Consider the following 19,767-nt stretch of genomic DNA (forward strand, 5'->3'; position numbering starts at 1 on the left):
AAGGTTACAAAAAAAGCGGCCAACTTGGCCGCTTTTTTATTTGGTGAGAATGCTGGCTTCAGGCGGTGCCTGGGCCAAACTCCGCATCATGGTCAATAAGGGGGATAGGATATTCCCCCGTAAAGCAGGCATCGCAATAGCGGGCATCGCTCGACTGACGGTCTTTATAACCCATAGCGCGATACAACCCATCAAGCGAGATAAAGGCAAGGCTATCTACGCCAATGAGTTCCGCCATGGCTTTCAGATCATTCTGGGCAGCCAGCAACTTGCTGCGTTCTGGCGTATCAATGCCATAAAAGCAGGAATGCCGTGTGGGTGGGGAAGAAATGCGCATATGCACTTCTGTTGCACCAGCAGCCCGCACCATATCCACAATCTTGCGGGATGTGGTGCCGCGCACAATGGAATCATCCACCAGAATAACGCGCTTGCCGCTCAGAATAGGGCGGTTGGGGGAGTGTTTCATCTTCACGCCCAAATGCCGGATCTGATCTGTGGGTTCGATAAAGGTGCGGCCCACGTAATGGTTGCGGATAATGCCCAGTTCAAAAGGAATGCCGCTGGCTTCAGCATAGCCGATAGCAGAAGGCACACCAGAATCGGGCACTGGCACCACAACATCCGCATCTACATGGCTTTCGCGCGCCAGTTCGTGGCCGATCTGCTTACGCACTTCGTAAACAGGCAAGCCTTCCAGAACAGAATCGGGGCGTGCGAAGTAGATGTATTCAAACACGCAAAAGCGTGGGTGCGTGTCACCAAACGGACGCAAAGAGCGGATACCGTTTTCATCAATCACAACCAGTTCGCCCGGTTCCACATCACGCACAAATTCTGCGCCGATAATGTCCAGACCACAGGTTTCTGATGCGAGCACCCAAGAAGGTTGTTTACCATCTTCAGATGGCAGCTTGCCGAGCACCAGCGGGCGCACACCCATGGGGTCTCGCACACCAATCAGCGCTTCTTCAGATAGCACAACCAACGAATATGCGCCGGTTACCCGTTTAAGCGCATCAATCAGCCGGTCTTCTACTGTTGCGTACAGAGAGATGGCAATCAGATGGATGAAAACTTCCGAATCTGTCGTGGATTGGAACAGGCAACCACGGCGGATAAGTTCGCTGCGCAGGGTGTCCGCATTGGTGAGGTTGCCGTTATGGGCAACGGCCAAGCCGCCAAACGCAAATTCAGCAAACAAAGGCTGCACATTGCGGAGCAGCGTAGCGCCTGTTGTGGCGTAGCGGTTATGACCAATGGCGCGTGTGCCTTTAAGCGTGGCCATAACGCGGGAATCTGCAAACACATCACTGACAAGGCCAAGGCCCCGGTGAGAATGGAAGCGACGTTCCTGCGGGTCAAAACACACAATACCAGCGGCTTCTTGCCCGCGGTGTTGAAGGGCGTGCAAACCCAGAGTGGTAAGGGGGGCAGCATCCTTAGCGTTCCAGATACCAAAGACAGCACATTCTTCGTGCGGATGGTCATCATCCAGTGTCAGTGGATCAGGTAAGGAAGCAGACGGCGTGGGATGGGCGAGCATAAGCGTGCAGGGCCTCCGCAGAAGGTCAGAAACTGGCCGTATGGGATCACAAGGTGGCGTCATGACCTGTAGAAGGATTCCGCGCAACCCCTTTTGCGCTTAAATCCGGTAGATATGGCTGGATATGGGATGCACCGAGCCGGATGTAAGGGGCCAGTCGGCTATCTTCTGTCAGGGCGGCCATGTCTTGGGGTTGCAAAAGCCATTGTGCGGCCATGAAGAGCACGACCACCAAAAACATCCCGCGCACAATACCAAAAAGCAGCCCAAGAAGCCGATCCAGCGCATCCAATGGTGTTGCTTTCACGATTCGGACAATAGCTGCAGACAGCACATAGCCAGCGCACAGCACGCCCAGCAGCAGCAGAATAAAGGCGCCTATCTGCGCACCCGCAGAAGAGGTGATAAAGCGCTGCACATAGGGCAGAAAAACTGCGTGAAAGCGCAGAGCTAGCACAATGGCAATGCCCCAACTGACAAAGCCTAACGCATGCCGCGTAAACCCCCGCCATGCGCCATGCAGGGCAGACAGGCCAATAATCAGCAGAGAGAGAGCATCTATGGCAGCCATGAGGGACGCTTTATGCCAATGTATGAGCGACCTGTCATGCGCTTCTGTATTTTATGGTAGCTTGCTGGTGGTGACGCGCCAAGGGCGCACAATCTTGCCGTTTCGTTTTTTTCTGTGCGGGGGTTGGTTCAGCTTCATCAGCAATTCTGCCACTTCCAGCCTACGCAGCAGTTCTGTCCATACTTCAGCCGGATCAACGTTTTGGCTTTCCCACAATTTGTGTAGGGTTTGCAGGAACAAGGCACTTTCATGCACCACATCCTGCTGCCGGTTATCTATAAACGCGGCAGTGCAGTTTGTGGCATGGAGCCCAACCTGCCGACAGAGCCGCTTGAGAGCGACGCTGGCTGGAGGAGAGGCAGGTGGGGGTGAGGTAACCATAAGGTGAATGATGCGCTGCATCTTCACCCTTGGTCAATGGTGTTAGATTGTGAAGTATTTTGCGTGCTTGTTGAGAATAACAAGGGCGGAGGTAGACTGTTCCGGATGGAGTTGATCTCCATCTGTTAGGGAAACCCCAATGCGTTCGGCATCCAGCAGGGCCAGAATGGGGTGCTGGTCTTCCAGGCGCGGGCAGGCCGGATACCCAAAGGAATAGCGAGATCCGCGATATCCCTGCTGAAGCAGCTTTTCCATATCGCGGGCATCTTCCCCAGCAAAGCCAAGTTCGGCCCGGATACGCTTGTGGGTGTATTCGGCCATGGCTTCTGCCATTTCAACGGAAAGACCGTGCAGGTACAGATAATCCTGATACCGGTTTTCCTCAAACCAATCGCGGGCGATGTCGGATGCTTTCTGGCCGACTGTTACAACTTGTAGGCCGATAACATCACGTTCTGGGTTTGATATATCGCGCACAAAGTCAGCAATACATTCGCCATCCGCTTTTGGCTGCCGTGGCAGGGTGAAACGGCAGGCTTCGGTTGTGCCGTCTTCTTCAAACAGCACCAGATCGTTGCCATCGCCGGCGGCTTTCCAGTAGCCATAAATGGCTTGCGGTTTGAGAATATTTTCTTTGGCTGTCAGATCCAGCATGCGGCGCAGGATCGGGCGCAATTCCTGCCGTGCCCAGATCAAGAAGTCATCCAAGGAGCGGCCTTGTTTACGGAAGCCCCACTGGAACTGGTAAAGTGCGCGTTCGTTCAGGAACGGCAGAACGGCTTCCGGTGTAGCTTCCAGAACGCGGGAACCCCAGAATGGCGGAACCATGGGTGGTTCATCTGCTGTCAGGCGTTCGCGCCGTGCGCGGGCTGCTGCAACATCAACAGGGCCAAAACCGCGTGTTTCTGCCGTTTCTGGCGCGCGGGCATTGGTGCGGGTGGCTTTGCCTTCACGCCGTTTCTGGATGGCGGCCAGATAATCATCAAAATTTTTCTGGCTGACCTGATCCATAAGGGTCAGGCCATCAAAAGCATCGCGCGCGTAAGCCACCCGGCCTGTGGGTGCATAGGCAGCAACACAATCTTCTTCTACATAGTTGCGGGTAAGGGCGGCGCCACCCAGCAGAACGGGTGTATCCAGCCCAGCGCGTGAAATTTCTTCCAGATTTTCACGCATGATAACGGTGGACTTCACCAACAGGCCAGACATGCCAATGGCATCGGCCTTTTCCTTGCGTGCGGCTTCAATCATGTCCTGCACAGGCACTTTGATGCCCAGATTGACAACACGGTACCCATTGTTGGTGAGAATGATATCTACAAGGTTTTTGCCGATATCGTGCACATCGCCTTTTACTGTAGCCAGCACAATTGTGCCGCGCTGCTGGCCATCTGTCCGCTCCATATGCGGTTCCAGATAGGCAACGGCGGCTTTCATGGTTTCGGCAGATTGCAGCACGAATGGTAGCTGCATTTTGCCTGCACCAAACAGTTCTCCAACCACCTTCATACCATCCAGCAGAACGGTGTTGATGATATCCAGCGGAGCCATGTTCTGCATGGCTTCTTCAAGGTCTGCTTCCAGCCCTTTTCGGTCCCCATCAACAATACGGTCTTTCAGGCGTTCTTCTGCCGTTTCAGCCCGTTTGCGCTTCACCGCATCTGCTGCCTTACGGTCTGCAAACATGGCCAGAAGTGTTTGTAATGGGTCATAATCTTCTGTGCGGCGGTCAAAAATCAGATCTTCCGCAACCTTTACCTCTTCGGGGGCAATCAGGTGCAGTGGACGGATTTTGGAAACATGCACAATAGCGGCTGTCATGCCTGCTCTGACGGCATGATCCAGATAGACCGAGTTCAACACAGCACGGGCTGCTGGGTTCAGCCCGAAGGAAATATTAGAGAGGCCTAGTACGATCTGAATATCCGGGAAGGCATCCCGAATCATTTTAATGCCCTCAAGCGTCCATTGCCCCAGTTTGCGGTCATCTTCCGCACCGGTGGCGATGGTAAAGGTGAGGGGGTCTATCATCAGGTCAGATTGTGGCAGACCGTATTTTTCGCAGGCAAATTCCACAAGGCGGCTAGCAATGCGCAGCTTGTCTTCTGGCTTGCGGGCCATGCCTTCTTCATCAATGGTCAGGGCAACAACAGCGGCACCAAACTTACGGGCCAGTGTCATGCGGTCTGAAGCAGGACCTTCACCATCTTCAAAGTTGATGGAGTTGATAATGGGCTTGCCACCATGCAGCTTGAGAGCGGCTTCAATCACCGGTGTTTCGGTGGAATCAATTACCAATGGTGCGTTTACGGATGAGGTGAAGCGTTTGATTACTTCATCCATTTCTGCACGTTCGTTACGGCCTACAAAGGCCGTGCAGATATCCAGAGCATTAGAGCCTTCTCGTATCTGTTCACGCCCAACAGTTACACAGCCATCCCAGTCATGCGCTTCCTGAAGTTCGCGCCATTTCTTGGAGCCGTTGGCATTGCAGCGTTCCCCAATGGAGAAATAGGCGTTTTCCTGCCGGAGCGGCACCTGAGAATAAAGGCTGGCAACAGAAGGCACCCATACGGATGTGCGCGGCACAGGGGCAGGGCGCAGGCGGCCTGTTCCTTCTGCACGGCGGCGCAACATGGCATCCAGCGCTTCTGTATGCGGTGTGGAAGTGCCACAGCATCCGCCAATCAGATTTAGGCCATCTTCTGTAATAAAGCGCTCAACCCATGTAGCCATTTCTGCGGGAGTTAGGGGGTAATGGGTCTGGCCGTTTACGAGTTCAGGCAGGCCCGCATTGGGCTGGACGGAAATCAGCCGCGGCCAGTTTTCAGCTAGCCATTTTACATGTTCGGCCATTTCCTGCGGGCCTGTAGCGCAGTTCAGACCCATCAGATCTACATCAAGGCTGTGAATGACTGTGGCTGCCGCAGCAATATCTGGCCCTACCAGAAGGGTGCCTGTGGTTTCTACGGTAACCTGCACAAAAATAGGCGTGGAAGCACCAAGTTCTGCACGGGCAATTTTTACACCGTTTACGGCAGCTTTAATCTGGAGTGTGTCTTGGCAGGTTTCAATTAGGATGGCATCTACGCCGCCTTCAATCAGGCCGCGTGCTTGTTCTGCCAGAGCAGCTTCCAAACTATCATAATCAATATTGCCCAGAGAGGGCAGCTTGGTGCCAGGCCCCATGGAACCCAGAACATAGCGGGCGCGTCCATCGGCAAAGCTTTCTGCGGCTTCACGCGCCAATAGGGCGGAGTTTTTGTTGATCTCACGCGTTCTATCTGTCAGCCCAAATTCGCCTAGTGTGATGGGGGAGCCACCAAAGGTGTTGGTTTCCACCATATCTGCGCCAGCTTCAAAATAACCGCGGTGGATTTCACGGATAAGTTCCGGGCGTGAGAGCGTGAGAATTTCGGTGCAGTTTTCCTGCCCCCAGTAATCACGCTGGACATCCAGATCCAGCATCTGGATACGTGAACCCATGCCTCCATCACAAAGCAGAACCTGATCACGGAGGGCATCAAGAAGAGGCAGACGAGAAGACATGGCGACCATAAAATATATAAAGGAAAGGGAAGAGTGCTTTCCCAACACCGCAAAGCACAGGGTTTCACGTTATTTCAGAGAGCAGCCCGTATGTCCACTAGCCTTATGAAGCAGAGCGCAAAGCCCAAGGATGGCCGGATAATGCTGCATGTTTGTACATCAGTGCCAGATGATGCAGCATACGGGCACAAAGATGCACTTTTACTTGTTAATACAGAAGTAACAGAAGAACAGAAGGCAAAATGGCAGCATGTCTGGCGCTGGGGCGGAGTGCTGGGGCCAGAATTTGGGCGTCATTCTGCCCAATGCGTCTGTTGTGTGGGGCAAGGGGGCCTATCGGCTTTTTTGCTGGCGCAGGCTCAACAAAGTGTTCTGGGGCGCTGCGAGCCTTATCGCTCGGTATGGGTTATATGTTGCGAAAATGAAGCACAAAAAGTGCGCAACCGGTTGCGGAAAGAAGGGTTTTTAAATTCTTTTTATCAATTTCCTGATTAAAATGGTTTCTAACTTTAGGTACTGCTTCGTTTTCTTCATGGATTTTGTGATAAACCACATAGAAAAACTTGGAGAGTGTGTCTTCTCCTGTCATAACGGCGCATGTGCCGGGCGAACAAGTCTCTGCTATATTTGTACGGTATTGCTGTTTGTTGAGTTGGTTTAACCAAAAGGGTTGTGCGTGGACCAGACTGATCATGTGCCGGAACAGGCCGGTTCTTCTTCAAATACAGAGCGCGGCCAAGGGGCTCCTGTTTCTGCACCGGTTATCAGACTGAAAGCTGTTATTGCAGCTGCCAAGTATCACGGTCTGGAGCTGGATATCCGTGATTTTGCGGCAGAACCGGGGGAAAATACGCCATCTCCTGCAACGTTGGTGCGCTGGTTGGAAGATCAGGGTGCTGTTGCAAAGGCAATACGGATAAAGTGGCGTTATCTTGTTAAGATGGTGAACTCGCCGCCAATCGTTCTGATGTTCCGTGATGGTTCGGCAGCGTTGATGACCAACGCAACACCAGAGCGTGGTGTTGTATGGCTGCAAGATCCGCTTAAAGGGGCTGCCGTAGCCGCTGTGCCGGTGGATGAGCTGCGCTTGTCCCAAATCTGGACGGGCGATATTCTGCTTATTAAGCAGCGCAAAGGGCAATCAGAAGCCGAGGCACCAGTCAGTCTGGGTTGGCTGGCTAAGATGGTGCTGCGTGAAAAGCGCTCCTTGCGTGATATATGCATTGCATCCATGACATTGAGTTTGTTGCAAATTTTCCCCCCGCTTATTGTTATGCAGGTGGTGGACAAGGTTGTAGGCTACCACTCGATGTCGACACTCGTGTCGATTTCTGGGTTGCTGTTTATATTTTCGATTTATGAAGTTTTAATCAGTTACGCCCGACGTGAGCTGTCCTTGGTGCTCACAACGCGTATCGATTCTCGTATTTCACTGCATCTGTTTAATCGTCTTGTATCCTTGCCGTTGGAGTATTTTGAACGGCAACAGGCGGGGAACGTGCTTGGGCGTGTAATGGCCATTTATAAAGTGCGAGATTTTCTGACAGGTCGGCTGATGTCGACCTTTCTGGATTTGTTCACACTGGTTGTTATTTTGCCTTTCCTGTTCATTCTCAGTTCGACGCTGGCATGGATGACTGTGGCTTGTGCTGGCCTTATTGGTTTGATTGTGGTGGTGGCTATGGGGCCGCTGGCCAAGCTGATGGGGAATCAGTTGGCTGCAGACCGGGAACGAAGCGCTATTTTGTATGAAAGCGTGGCTGGTATTCGTACGCTGAAAACATTGGCCTTGGAGCCAATCCGCAAACAGACATGGGATGATGCTACGGCAAACGTTATCCGCTGGAAGCTTGCCGTGGGGCGTTTTTCAAACTGGCCTCAGACATTGGTTATGCCGCTAGATCTGTTTATCAGTCGTGGCATCATTCTTGTGGGTGCCTATCTGGCTCTTGTTAGCCCCGGCACAGTGGGCGTGGGCGGCTTGATTGCGTTCATGATGCTGGGTGGCCGTGTGGCTGCTCCGTTGGTTGGAGTGGCAAGGCTTATGGATGACTTCAACGAAGTCATGGCTTCCTTGGGGGAAGCTGCCTCGGTGTTGAACCAGCCTACAGAAACACAAGCCCTTACAACGGGTATGCGTCCACGTATTCAGGGGGCGCTTTCCTTTGAAAATGTGAATTTTTCTTATCCAGGTTCTACCCGGCTGGCTTTGAAGGATGTAAACTTCTCAGTTCCCGCAGGCACCATGCTTGGGCTTGTTGGCCGAAGCGGCTCAGGTAAATCCACCATTACACGTCTGCTACAAGGTGTTAGCCGTTCTTATACAGGCTATCTCAAGCTGGATGGTGTTGATCTGCGTGAAATTAATCTAACCCATTTGCGCCGTTCGTTCGGGGTTGTGTTGCAGGATAACTTCCTGTTCCGTGGCACTATTCGTGATAACATTACCGCTGGCCGCCCAGGGTTTACGATAGATGATGTCGTTCACGCTGCCAGAATGGCAGGTGCTGAAGAATTTATCGAGCGGATGCCAGCAGGTTACGAAACCTTTATTGAGGAAGGTTCAACCAATATTTCTGGTGGGCAACGCCAGCGCCTTGCCATTGCGCGTGCTGTCATTACTGATCCTAAGCTAATGATTTTGGATGAAGCAACGTCTGCTTTGGATCCAGAAAGTGAAGCTTTGGTTAACGCCAACCTGGAACGGATTGGTAAAGGCCGTACCATGGTGATTGTTTCTCATCGACTATCTTCTTTGGTGAATTGTGATCAGATCTGCGTGATGGATCAGGGCGCAGTGGTTGATATTGCGCCACATGACGTTCTGCTTGAACGGTGTGATATTTATCGGACACTTTGGATGCAGCAGAACCGGCATACGGAATCTCGTGCCCAATCTGGAGATGCATCTTTGATCGCGGAAGGAGAATAATCCCATGAGCGAACAGGATGCACATATTGTGCCACAAGGTTCTTCAGGCAATAACCAGCAGCAAGAGGTAGTGCCCTCTTCGGATGATTTCCTTAAGCAGGCGGATGATCCGTATGCACCAGGGGATATGCCCGTTGCATTGTTGGAGTTTCATTCTCCAACGGCGGCGCTGGTCAATATGCCACCCACGCCCACCGCTCAGTATATGATTTGGATTATTGGCGGATTGATGCTGTTTTCCTTAATCGGGCTTACAGTGTTTCCGCTGGATCGTGTTGTTTCTACTCAAGGGCGATTGGTTTCCAGTGAAGCTTCATTGGTAATACAGCCTTTGGATACATCAATTGTGCGGTCTATTGATGTGAGGGAAGGGGATTTTGTCCATAAAGGTGATATTCTTGCGCATCTAGACCCCACGCAAACTGGTGCAGATAGTGAAAATCTGAAAACTCAGATGGATCAGTATCAAGCAGAGGTGGATCGTCTTACAGCAGAAGCTAACGGACAGACTTACAAACCCGACCTAAACAATGCTGCAACCTTGCCGCAGGGCGAAGCCTATTTGCGACGGATGGCAGAATTTGATGCTAAAGTCGAAAACTACAACAGGCAGATTGCCAGTTTGCAAAGTGATTTACAGGGTTACGTTGCAAATGCTGCAATGTATGCCGCTCGCGCAAAGGTAGCTGGTGATGTGCATACAATGCGTATGCAGTTGCAGAAGGATCAGGTAGGTAGCCGACTTTCCACTTTAAGTGCTCAGAACGATTTGATGGAAGTTGAGCGCTCACAGATTTCGGCCCAGCAGCAGGCATCTTCAACACGGAATAAACTGGCGGCTGCTATATCTGAAAAAGAAGGTTACATTCAAACGTGGAAAGCAGAGATTTATAAAGATCTGATTTCCGCGCAGCATAAGCTGTCCGAAGCCAAAGGCTCTTATCAAAAAGCTGTTTTACATAACAGTATGGTCGGGCTTAAAGCGGATGAAGATGCTGTTGTGCTTAATATTGCCAAAGTTTCAGTCGGATCTGTTGTAACGCCAGCCGAAAAAATTATGACTCTTGTGCCTGTAGGTAAGGGGCTGGAAATTGAAACTGCTATGTCCGGAGAAGATGCAGGTTTTGTGCGTCTTGGTGATAAAGCTTTGGTGAAGTTTGCGACCTTCCCTTTCCAGCAATATGGTGGTGCTGAAGCAACTGTAAAAACTATCAGTGCAGACTCTTTTGTGTCGGGTAACGGAAGTGGGCCAAGCTCAGAAGATGTTACGCCAGATAACACTTCCAAGTCCTTTTACAGAGTTCGTCTGCGGGTAGATAAATATACATTGCATAATGTGCCCAATTTCTTTCACCCACAGCCAGGTATGCCAGTTACGGCGGATATTCGTGTTGGTAAGCGTACTATCATGCAATATATGCTGAACAGCTTTGTGCCATTGATGACAAATGGTATGCGCGAACCCTGATTAGAAAGGGTGAAATATAATACTCTGAGTTGTAGAGGGTTGGTGCTTTGGTCTGGAAACTGTTTCAGAAAACGTTTGGCAAGTCGGGCAAAGATATACAAACGCGGCTTGAGCAGGCCAAAGCACAACTGGAAAACCAACCTAATGTCGCGTTTAGCCAACTGGCCGTTCTTGCACGGGAAGGATCTCCAGAGGCCGAATTTCTAGTAGGTCAATGTTATTTAACGGCAAAAGGGGCACCGCCAGATTTGGTGGAAGGCGCACGCTGGATGCGCCGTGCTGCCCAGAATGGATGGGCGCAGGCTTCTTTTATTCTTGCAACGTTGTATCTGCATGGTCTGCCACAGGAAGTGGAAGATCATGCACCGAAATCAATTTTTGATAATTCAGCCGAGCAAACCAAGAGAGAGCCCGATTTTATTAAAGCTGCACACTGGGCCCAGCGTGCAGCAGAGGCTGGATATGCTGATGGTCAGGCCCTGTATGGGTATATTTTAACAGCTGGCCCGGAAGAAATTCGTAATCCTGAACAGGCTTTGGATTGGTATCAAAAGGCTGCTGCCAGTGGTTGCGTGCAGGGGCATCTGGGGCTTGGTCTTGCAGCGCTTGCTAAAGCAAAAACGCAGGAAGATTATGCAGATGCCGCAGTTGAGCTAAAAAAAGCTGCTGATGGTGATATGGGTACTGCCCAATATCTTATGGGTGTTATGGCGGAACGTGGCATAGGTATTCCGCAAAACATTCCTGAATCCACACAATATTTTGCAAAAGCAGCGGAAAAGAAAGTTCGTGGTGCGCAAGCAAAATATGGTTTGGCCCTGCTTTCTGGCAAGGGTGTTGCGCGTGATACTGTGCGAGGTGAAACGTGGTTAAGGCGTGCCGCCTTGGCGGGGGATGGTGAAGCCGCTGCCATTTTGGGGGATATGCACGGACGGGGAGGCGATATGCCCCCCAATTATGCAGAAGCTATTTCTTGGTATCGTTTTGCATCGGATCAGGGGCATGCCGCATCCAGTCGTATATTAGGCAATATTTATCTGAGTGGCACGGGGGTACCAAAAGATCCGCAGGCAGCCGCGCAGTGGTTTAAAATTGCAGCAGAGCAGGGCGATAAGGAAGCTACGGCTGAATTGGGTAATCTGGCCTTGGCGGGTATTGTTCCCACAGCAGAAGCTGCCGAAGTTTTAGAATGTTATCGGAAAGCTGCGGCACAGGATGATTTTCTGGCTGCGTTTAATGTTGGTGTTGCGCTTGCCCAAGGGCTTGGCTCTCAGAAGAATGAGGAAGAGGCTCTTAAGTGGATACGTAAAGCTGCCGATAAGGTTGTAAATGCGCAGTATTGGTATGGACGTATGCTGCTAGAGGGACGCGGTGCAGAACGTAACCCTCAAGAAGGGCGGGAGTGGATGGAAAAGGCTGCTGAATCTGGCATGACCGAAGCGCAGCTTACCTATGGACACCTGCTGATTACAGGAACAGGCGGTGTAAAAGATCATCCACAGGCCCTACAGTGGTATAGAAAAGCAGCGGATTCTGGCAATGTGGATGCTATGTTCTCTATTGGCGCCATGTATGGTGGTGGGCATGAAATTCCAGAAGATTTGGTTCTGGCACGGTCATGGTTTCAACAGGCGGCAGAAGGCGGTCATGGCCTCGCGCAGTTGATGATGGGGCGTTATCTGGCCAATGGAATTGGTGGAGACAAGAACCTGGAAGAAGCCAGATCTTGGTATCGCAAAGCAGAAAAGCAGAATATTCTGCAAGCAAGTATTGAGCTTTCCAAGCTTGGAGTTGATGAGGGTGTCAAAGCACCTTCCTAGAAAAGTTCTTCAAATTTCAAAAGGTTTGGTATTTTATTTTACAGTATAATTAAAAGAGTAGGTGCATATTTATGGCAGCCCTGAAACAGTCTGAGAGTCAGCAGGCAGGGTTTGTCACGGAGGCAGACCGAACTGCGTATGAACAACGCGCAAGTGCGGCAGCACAGGAATCTTTCAGGCAGGGAAATGTTGCCTGGCAAGCAGGGTCTTACGCCCTAGCGCGGGATTGGCTGGAAAGAGCGAACAGACAAGCGCGTGATAACCCACATGTTATGTTTGCGCTGGTTTTGGCGCGTCAGGCAGTGGGAAACAATGATGCTGCTGTTGAACTTTTAGATCAGCTTTTAGAAAAATTTGATTTTCGTGAAGGGTGGAGCCTGCGGGCAACATTAAAGCAGGCCAATGGTGTTGGGTATCAGGCTTTGCTCTCTATACGGCATTTGCTCACATATTATGCCTGCACACCAGATATAGAAAAATTGGCAACAATTATTGCACGTTTGAATGGCATGCCCAGTTGGTATGGAGTGCGGGGGAATGGCCAAATTGTAGGGGTAGGCCTTCCAGCAAAAGGACTGCAACTGGTTGTTGATGGTCATCTAAAAAAAGCCGTGCGTAAAAAGGGGGCTTGGTTTTGCCCATCAGGGTGGCAAACGGCGCATACGCTTTGCATAATGCCTGCTCAGGGCATGATTTTTCCAGATGGCGGTGTGTGTCCACAAAAAATCATGCAGTGCGAAGGATTGGTGGATGCAGGAGAAGAAGGACTGACAGGCTGGGTCTGGCTGCCGCATGATTCCGATAACGCGCCTCTTTTGAACATTCTAGATGTAAAAACAAATAAGAAAATTCTAACGTTTTCCGCAGAAGATTTTTGTGATTCTGTGAGTTCAAAACAACCATTAGCGCGATATAGGGCGTTCACAATTCCTTTTTCTGCATTGCCAGAAGGTCCGGTAAGGGTGGTGGGGCCTGATGGAAAAGATCTAGCCGGGAGTCCGATAGATCCGGATATGCTGCGTTCTGGGGTTAGCCAGATTGCACACTACATAGCAGAGCAGACCAAAGGGAAAGATCTGTCTCAATCATGCGTGTCTGTTCCAAAAATTATACCTATTCCAGTTATGGAAGATGGCGGCGCACAACCAAAGGTTTTGGGTGATACTGCTGGAACCGTTGTTGTTATTCCAGTTTTTAAAAATTCTATGCTTACTTTAGCATGTTTGCATAGTGTGCAAGCAAGTCTGAAACCAAAAGACGCTGTGCACGTTTGGGTGGTGAATGATGCATCCCCGGAGCCAGATTTGGTCACCTCTGTTTCAGTTTTTTGTCAGCAGGCAGGTTTCCGGTATCTGGAAAGGGCGCGCAATGGTGGATTCCCATGTGCGGTAAACGAAGCGCTTCGTCATCTCATTGCGCATGATGCTGTCTTGCTGAATAGCGATACATTGGTGGCAGAAGGATGGCTGGAAGCATTACGCAAAATTGCCTATGCAGCACCAGATACAGGAACAGTAACGCCGCTTTCTAATGATGCCAGTATTTTTTCCTATCCAGATAAAAACGGTGCAAATCCGGTACCGGATCAGGAAGAAACAGATATGTTCATGCAAATGGCACAGGCAGCCAATAGGGGGCGTGCTGTAGAAGTGCCCACGGCTCATGGTTTTTGCATGTATATTCGCCATGACTGTTTGCAGCAGACCGGGTTGCTCCGTGAGGATGTGTTTGCACAAGGCTATGGTGAAGAAAACGATTTTTGTATGCGTGCCCGTGCTCTTGGGTGGAAGCATATGGTTGCTTCCGGTGTGTTTGTGGCGCATGTGGGCAGCAGTTCGTTTGGAGAAAGTGGCAGCCCCTTAATGGTGCGGAACCAAAAGGTTCTGGAGCAATTGCACCCTGGGTATCATGATTACGTTGCGCGCTGGATGGCGGCAGATCCACTTTTTCCAGAACGCAGGCGCCTTGATCTTGTTCGTTTTAGAAGTGCCAGGGCAGAAGATTTTTCAGATCAAGCCGTCTTGTTGGTCACACATGCCGTAGGTGGTGGTGTGGAAAAGGTGGTGCAAGAGCGCATAGCCTTTTGGTGTGACCGGAAAATACGCCCACTTATCTTACGTCCATCTGAGCAGGGATGTGTGCTGGAAGATGGGGGGAGCCCAGCAAAATATCCTTCCTTATATTTTACGTTTGCCAAGGAGATGGCGCTTTTGCTGCGTCTCTTACATGCAGAAGGCGTGGGACGAATTGAGTTCCATCAAACTGCCGGGCATGATCAGCAAGTTATGGATCTGCCTGCACGTTTGAAATGCGCATATGATGTGTTTGTGCATGATTATATCTGGTTTTGCCCGCGTATTTCATTAATGGGGTGGGAAAATCGTTATTGCGGTGAACCCGATGTGGCCACATGTGAAGTGTGCGTGACGGTGCTAGGGCGGCGCGTGGATGATGCGCTGAGTGTTGCGGCCTATCGTAAAGCGGCACATATTTTTCTAAAAAAAGCAGAGCAGGTTTTTGTGCCCTCGCGCGATACAGGGCGAAGGATGCAAAAATATTTTTCTGATGTCCGTTTTTCTGTGCGAAGGCTGGAAAAAGACAGCTTTTTAAAAAAGCAATTTCAGTTTCCAGTTCAGGTTGAACGTAAAACAGCACAAGCAAGTGCATTTTTGGCGCAAGGTCTTAAACGCACTGCACCGCGCATTCGGGTGTGTGTTGTGGGTGGCATAGGGCCAGAAAAAGGTTATGACATTTTGCTCGCACTGGCAGTGGATGCTGCTTTGCGCGATTTGCCGCTGGAGTTTGTGGTTGTAGGCCATACACGTGATGATGCGCGATTGTTAAAAACAGAACGTATTTTTGTAACAGGTGAGTTCCAAAAAGAGGATGTTGTTTCCTTAATCCATGCAGTAGATGCGGACATCGCTTTGCTTCCGTCTGTATGGCCGGAAACATGGTGTTTTGCTTTGGGAGATATCTGGAAAGCCGGATTGCATGTTGTTGCATTTGATCTGGGAGCCCCAGCAGAGCGCATTCGTTCCACAGGATTGGGAAGCGTGGTACCGTTTGGTATTTCCATACAGGAGTTGAATAAGAAATTACTGGAAAAGGGGAGAGAGATGGAGAAAAAAAGAAGGCTTTCGCTTACCTAACTCTTTCTTTACTTACCGGTGTTTTTTTGTTTTACAGTTTAGCTGAAAATTTAGGATGGAAGAGGTTTTATGTCTCAGGCAAGCCAGCAGCGGATTACTGATCTGAAAGTCACAGGTCATCTGATGACACTCCAGACCGGTCTGTTCTGCATCAGCCATGCAGCAGGTCAGCAGCCGCCAACATCTGCCGGTTTGCCTGGGGTTCGTGTTTCTCTTTCTCCTGTTTCTGCTCCGGGCAATGTGCAGATTGTCACGTTTGAGCAAGATGGCTGGATGGGCGGCAGAAACAATGCTGCATTGGTACGTGTGCGCCGTGGCCCAGCACAGGTGATGATCACTATTTATCAGGAAATGAACACGCGGCATGATGCACCGCGTTTGCAAGTGATTCAGCTAAGTGCGGAATCTGATCCGTTGCCCGTTCCTGCAACTGCTGCTGTACCTGTAGCACCTGAAGGAGCCGCTGCTGCTCCAAAAGAAACAGCACCCGCAGAAGCTGCGCTGGCCCAGAAGCCAGAAATTGGGGCCCATATCCAACGGCGTGGTGATGTTACCGGTATCCTTGGTGAATGGATGGGTGTGCCGGGTAGCCAGGCATGGATTGAAGGTTTTGGTATCGCACCCGCTCATCTCATTCAGTCTGATGATATTGAATATCAGGCTGTTCTGGGTAAAGGGTGGCTCTCTCCGTGGGTAGAAGGTGGCCAGTATTGTGGCAGCCGCGGAATGGCATTGCCTATTTTGGGTTTGTGTGTGCGCCTGAAAGGTGCTGCGGCTAAAAAATTCATTTGCCAAGTTACAGCCAGCTTTACGGATGGCACCAAAATTGGGCCTGTTGATAACGGTGAACCCGTAGAAGCTGATAGCCTTGCACCATTAGAAGCTTTCCTTGTTGAAATTCTTCCGCGTGATGCAGAAAGTAAAGCCAAGCGGGGTGGGCGTAAACGGAAGCAGAATGCCGCAGAAGACTTGGCCGCTCTGTTGGAAGAAGAAATAGAAGAACTGGAAGCTGAAGTTCTGGAAGAGGCAGCCGAACTTCTTGAGGAAGAAGAGCTTGAAGAAGAAATAGAAGATGATGCTGAAGAGGAAATTCTGGTTAAACCAGTAAGGCGCACAGCCAAACCTCAGCCTCGTCGTGCTTCTTCTACCGCCCAGAAAGCGGCAAAGCCTAAAGCAGCAGGGCGCGGTGGCGCACGTGGGCGCAAGCCTTCCCGTCGTTAAATATGTAGGAACAGGTCCGGTTGAAATATCGGGCCTGTTTTTTATTTGTGATTAGAGCAGCACGCAGGTGCAGGTTTGAAATACCTTTTTATCCATCAAAATTTTCCCGGCCAGTATCTGCACATTGTGCGCCATCTGGTGCAAAACGGTGATAACGAAGTTGTTTTCATTAGTGAAGATAATCAAAACGCCATTAAGGGTGTGCGCCGGGTAAGGTACCGTATGCCCCGTGGGGCTGCGGCACAGGCTCATCTGGCCGTGCGCGAGCTGGATATGGGAATGGTGCGGGCCAATGAAGTAGAAAAAGCCGCTCGCACCCTCAAAAATCTAGGATTTCAGCCTGATATTATTATCGGCCACCACGGGTGGGGAGAACTGCTGAATATTCAGGATGTGTACCCTGATGTGCCTGTCTTGGGGTATTTTGAGTTCTATTATCATACAGAACCTGGGTTTGATGTTGGGTTTGATCCAGAATTTCCGCTTCAGCCCCAGATGTTGCCTATTGTGCGAGCCAAGAACGCCATTAACTTATTGGCTCTCACTGGCCCCAGCTATGGCCAGACGCCTACTGATTTCCAGAAAAGCGCTTACCCAGCATGGGCCGCAGACAAAATTACCGTGCTGCGTGAAGGTGTAGATCTGGAGACCTGTAAACCAGATTCCAAACTTGCAAAAAAGATATTCAAGCTGGGTGATATCAAAATTTCACCTAAGAACAAACTGATTACCTATGTCTCGCGCGATCTGGAGCCTTATCGCGGCTTCCATGTGTTTATGCGTGCGCTTCCCCAAATTTTGGAAGAACAACCCAACGCGCATGTCATTATGGTTGGGGGAGATGGTGTGAGTTACGGCGCACCGCTGGCATCTGGTTGTTGGCGGGAGAAAATGCTTCAGGAGCTGGAAGGGCAACTGGATTTAAGCCGGGTACACTTTGCTGGTAAAGTTGATTACCCAGATTTTCTGCGTCTTCTACAACGTTCAGATACGCATGTTTATCTCACATATCCTTTTGTGGCTTCGTGGTCTCTGCGCGAGGCAATGGCTATGGGGTGCGCTATTGTTGGAAGCGCGACAGCCCCAGTACAGGAGTTTCTGACAGATCAGGAAACCGCTGTGCTGGTGCCGTTTACAGAACCAGACAAAATTGCCGATGGTGTGCTGGAACTGCTGAATAATAAGCCGCTGGCAACCCGTTTGCGTCGCGCAGTTAGAGAAAAAGCTGAACAAACTCTGTGTATCAAGTCGTATCTGGCTGAATATGAAGCGCTTATTGCGCGTTTGATTGCAACGCACAGAGCTGAGGCTAGTTTTTCTTATTCTGAAGAATTGGAAGAAACACAAAAGCCAGCAAAGCCTGTAAGAAAGCCAGTGTCTCGTCGTGCTGCCAGTAAAACTGTTGCTGCACGCACTACCAAAAAAGCAGCGCCTTCTGTTGCGGCAAAAACAATACGTCCTGTGGCTCAGAAAGTAGCCGCAAAACCGCGCAAAACTGCTTCAGTTAAAAAGCGGGGCTAGAAGCCCAACCCGATATAACCAGAAATTACGCGTAAGTGGTTATATCGGGCAGCTTTGTTACTGCGTGGATGGAATGGACAGATTAACTTGGTCTGCCAGTTGAATAACCAGATTACGCATTAAGGATGCTGTATCCGCATCCGTAGAAACAGACCCGGTAGCTGTAAGATGCGCACGGTTACGAATAAGCGGCTTTTTAGGATCCCGTGGGATAACGGCCCAGTTTGCATCCAAGACCGCCTGCCCATCTACATTCACATCAAAACGAGAAACGTTGATCTGAACGCGCATATTGGCTGCATCGGCCAATGGCTGATCTGTAATCAGTTCGTTGGGGTGGGATGATGCAATTTCGTTGGTCACCAAATCCGTAATGCCGAGAGAGAGCCGTGTTGCCCAGCGTGAGCGCGGGCTACGGATAACTTCTTCTCCCTGCCGGGTGATCATATCCTGGCTATCAAGATAATCAGGCAGTACCGTGCGGCTAATTTTTATGGTGGTCAAGCGGGTAGAAAGGTGCGGCTGCTGAACGTCCCGGTCTCCCGGCATGCCAAGTGTGTAAAGCCGGAGGGGAGGAGAGGCGCAGCCTGCAAGCAGGGTACAGGCTCCCAAAAAAGCCAGAGCAATACGGCGAGGAGGAAACATCATGGGCGGCGTCCCATCAGCAGAAGTTGCGGGTTACGTTCCACATCGCTGGCGAAGCCACGTAGGGAGGCCGCAGCAGCAGCAATATCCCGCAGTGAGGCATCCAGATTTGCTCGGTCGATAGAACGTGGTGAGAGGATATCCTGCAAGGAATCCAGAGTTTTTGTAGCAGAGGCTAATGTTGCGTGCAGATCTTTGCCGCGTGCATCAAGCTGCGTATTTCCGGTGTCCATCAGCTTGTCCATTTTCAGGAGCGTTACATCCAGCTTGGCTTGTAGATCCTTAATGGCATCGGTTGCGGCCTGCACCGTCTCGTGGGAGCGATCTGCTGTTTCCTTTACGCTGGAAATCAACGGCGGCAGATCATCACGCAGATGATCGCTTAGGGATGTAATAGACAGCAGAGCCAGATCTGCATGGTGGCTGATATCCTTGATCGGAATCTGGCCGATAGTGTCCTTCAGCTTTTCCATAGTGGAAAGACGCACAGGAATTTCCGGCAAGTCGGTAATGCGTGGGTGTAAAACGGGTGTGACGGATTTATCAAAATCCAGTTCAATATTGGATTGGCCCGTTACAAAGCTTTGCAGGTTCAGTTCAGCGCGGAGTCCGTTGCTGATCATTTCCTGAATGCTCACTTTTGTGCCCCCCGGCACATCCCGAACTACATGAATCTGATCTGGCTCCAGCGTAAGCACAACAGGGATGTAAGCTTTACGGTCTTGCGGATCAAAACGCAGCGTAATGTTTTTAACTGTTCCAACCTTAACGCCGCGGAAATTTACAGGCGCACCCACAGAAAGACCGGTGATAGAGTTCTGGAACACAACAGCGGCTTCACGCGAGGGTGTGAAAAAGCGCATGTGCCCAAAAGCCATAATAATGAACAGGCCCAGCAAGCCGCCAAGGATCACAAACGCGCCGATCAGAGTTTTCCGGTTTGTGCTTTGAGACATGCCGC

The 19,767-nt window shown here is 50.7% G+C and carries 13 protein-coding genes; 7 read left to right on the plus strand and 6 right to left on the minus strand.

Features of this window, described 5'->3' with window-relative positions:
• Positions 1–58 precede the first annotated feature (58 nt).
• The 4 genes from purF to metH are packed head-to-tail and all read right to left on the minus strand — an operon-like array spanning position 59 to position 6,047.
• Entirely contained in the window at positions 59–1,546 is a 1,488-nt protein-coding gene (purF, locus tag FKW31_RS09830) for an amidophosphoribosyltransferase (RefSeq protein WP_035352246.1), read from the minus strand.
• 46 nt (positions 1,547–1,592) lie between these two features.
• On the minus strand, positions 1,593–2,117 hold the full coding sequence (locus FKW31_RS09835; RefSeq protein ID WP_006115391.1) for a CvpA family protein: 525 nt from the start codon (positions 2,115–2,117) through the stop codon (positions 1,593–1,595).
• A 51-nt stretch (positions 2,118–2,168) separates the two neighbouring features.
• Positions 2,169–2,519 carry a phosphoribosyl-ATP pyrophosphatase gene (locus FKW31_RS09840; protein ID WP_150178434.1) on the minus strand — a complete coding sequence of 117 codons (351 nt, stop codon included), beginning with the start codon at positions 2,517–2,519 and terminating at the stop codon, positions 2,169–2,171.
• Between the two features lie 21 nt (positions 2,520–2,540).
• A complete protein-coding gene (gene metH, locus FKW31_RS09845) occupies positions 2,541–6,047 on the minus strand; it encodes a methionine synthase (RefSeq protein WP_150178435.1) in 3,507 nt (1,168 codons plus the stop codon).
• A gap of 90 nt (positions 6,048–6,137) precedes the next feature.
• Between metH and FKW31_RS09850 the strand changes: the two genes are divergently transcribed.
• The 7 genes from FKW31_RS09850 to FKW31_RS09880 all read left to right on the plus strand — a co-directional run bounded on the left by FKW31_RS09850 (position 6,138) and on the right by FKW31_RS09880 (position 18,161).
• The gene (locus FKW31_RS09850) at positions 6,138–6,542 is read left to right on the plus strand and encodes a hypothetical protein (RefSeq protein ID WP_193562065.1); all 405 of its coding nucleotides are present in this window, start codon (positions 6,138–6,140) and stop codon (positions 6,540–6,542) included.
• 181 nt (positions 6,543–6,723) lie between these two features.
• On the plus strand, positions 6,724–8,979 hold the full coding sequence (locus FKW31_RS09855; RefSeq protein WP_081461405.1) for a peptidase domain-containing ABC transporter: 2,256 nt from the start codon (positions 6,724–6,726) through the stop codon (positions 8,977–8,979).
• A gap of 4 nt (positions 8,980–8,983) precedes the next feature.
• Positions 8,984–10,447: an HlyD family type I secretion periplasmic adaptor subunit gene (locus tag FKW31_RS09860; RefSeq protein ID WP_006115386.1), complete on the plus strand. Its 1,464-nt coding sequence runs from the start codon at positions 8,984–8,986 to the stop codon at positions 10,445–10,447.
• 47 nt (positions 10,448–10,494) lie between these two features.
• The gene (locus FKW31_RS09865) at positions 10,495–12,267 is read left to right on the plus strand and encodes a tetratricopeptide repeat protein (protein ID WP_150178436.1); all 1,773 of its coding nucleotides are present in this window, start codon (positions 10,495–10,497) and stop codon (positions 12,265–12,267) included.
• A 65-nt stretch (positions 12,268–12,332) separates the two neighbouring features.
• Positions 12,333–15,419, plus strand: coding sequence for a glycosyltransferase (locus tag FKW31_RS09870; RefSeq protein WP_150178437.1), 3,087 nt, complete (start codon positions 12,333–12,335; stop codon positions 15,417–15,419).
• 69 nt (positions 15,420–15,488) lie between these two features.
• Positions 15,489–16,640 (plus strand): hypothetical protein, encoded by a 1,152-nt coding sequence (locus FKW31_RS09875; RefSeq protein WP_150178438.1) that lies wholly within the window; start codon positions 15,489–15,491, stop codon positions 16,638–16,640.
• A gap of 75 nt (positions 16,641–16,715) precedes the next feature.
• Positions 16,716–18,161 carry a glycosyltransferase family 4 protein gene (locus tag FKW31_RS09880; RefSeq protein WP_150178439.1) on the plus strand — a complete coding sequence of 482 codons (1,446 nt, stop codon included), beginning with the start codon at positions 16,716–16,718 and terminating at the stop codon, positions 18,159–18,161.
• A 57-nt stretch (positions 18,162–18,218) separates the two neighbouring features.
• Here FKW31_RS09880 and FKW31_RS09885 read toward each other — a convergent pair whose 3' ends face one another.
• The gene (locus tag FKW31_RS09885; RefSeq protein WP_193562068.1) at positions 18,219–18,806 is read right to left on the minus strand and encodes a PqiC family protein; all 588 of its coding nucleotides are present in this window, start codon (positions 18,804–18,806) and stop codon (positions 18,219–18,221) included.
• Positions 18,806–19,762 (minus strand): MlaD family protein, encoded by a 957-nt coding sequence (locus FKW31_RS09890; RefSeq protein WP_006115381.1) that lies wholly within the window; start codon positions 19,760–19,762, stop codon positions 18,806–18,808. The genes FKW31_RS09885 and FKW31_RS09890 overlap by 1 nt, the downstream gene beginning before the upstream one ends.
• Between the last annotated feature and the right edge of the window lie 5 nt (positions 19,763–19,767).

Source organism: Acetobacter sp. DmW_136, from assembly GCF_008690365.1.
Classification (GTDB): domain Bacteria; phylum Pseudomonadota; class Alphaproteobacteria; order Acetobacterales; family Acetobacteraceae; genus Acetobacter; species Acetobacter oryzifermentans.

Excerpts from the sequence above, each read along its gene's own strand:
- purF (WP_035352246.1), bottom strand. The coding sequence starts at position 1,546 with ATGCTCGCCCATCCCACGCCGTCTGCTTCCTTACCTGATCCACTGACA.
- FKW31_RS09835 (WP_006115391.1), bottom strand. The coding sequence starts at position 2,117 with ATGGCTGCCATAGATGCTCTCTCTCTGCTGATTATTGGCCTGTCTGCC.
- FKW31_RS09840 (WP_150178434.1), bottom strand. The coding sequence starts at position 2,519 with ATGCAGCGCATCATTCACCTTATGGTTACCTCACCCCCACCTGCCTCT.
- metH (WP_150178435.1), bottom strand. The coding sequence starts at position 6,047 with ATGTCTTCTCGTCTGCCTCTTCTTGATGCCCTCCGTGATCAGGTTCTG.
- FKW31_RS09850 (WP_193562065.1), top strand. The coding sequence starts at position 6,138 with ATGTCCACTAGCCTTATGAAGCAGAGCGCAAAGCCCAAGGATGGCCGG.
- FKW31_RS09860 (WP_006115386.1), top strand. The coding sequence starts at position 8,984 with ATGAGCGAACAGGATGCACATATTGTGCCACAAGGTTCTTCAGGCAAT.
- FKW31_RS09875 (WP_150178438.1), top strand. The coding sequence starts at position 15,489 with ATGTCTCAGGCAAGCCAGCAGCGGATTACTGATCTGAAAGTCACAGGT.
- FKW31_RS09885 (WP_193562068.1), bottom strand. The coding sequence starts at position 18,806 with ATGTTTCCTCCTCGCCGTATTGCTCTGGCTTTTTTGGGAGCCTGTACC.
- FKW31_RS09890 (WP_006115381.1), bottom strand. The coding sequence starts at position 19,762 with ATGTCTCAAAGCACAAACCGGAAAACTCTGATCGGCGCGTTTGTGATC.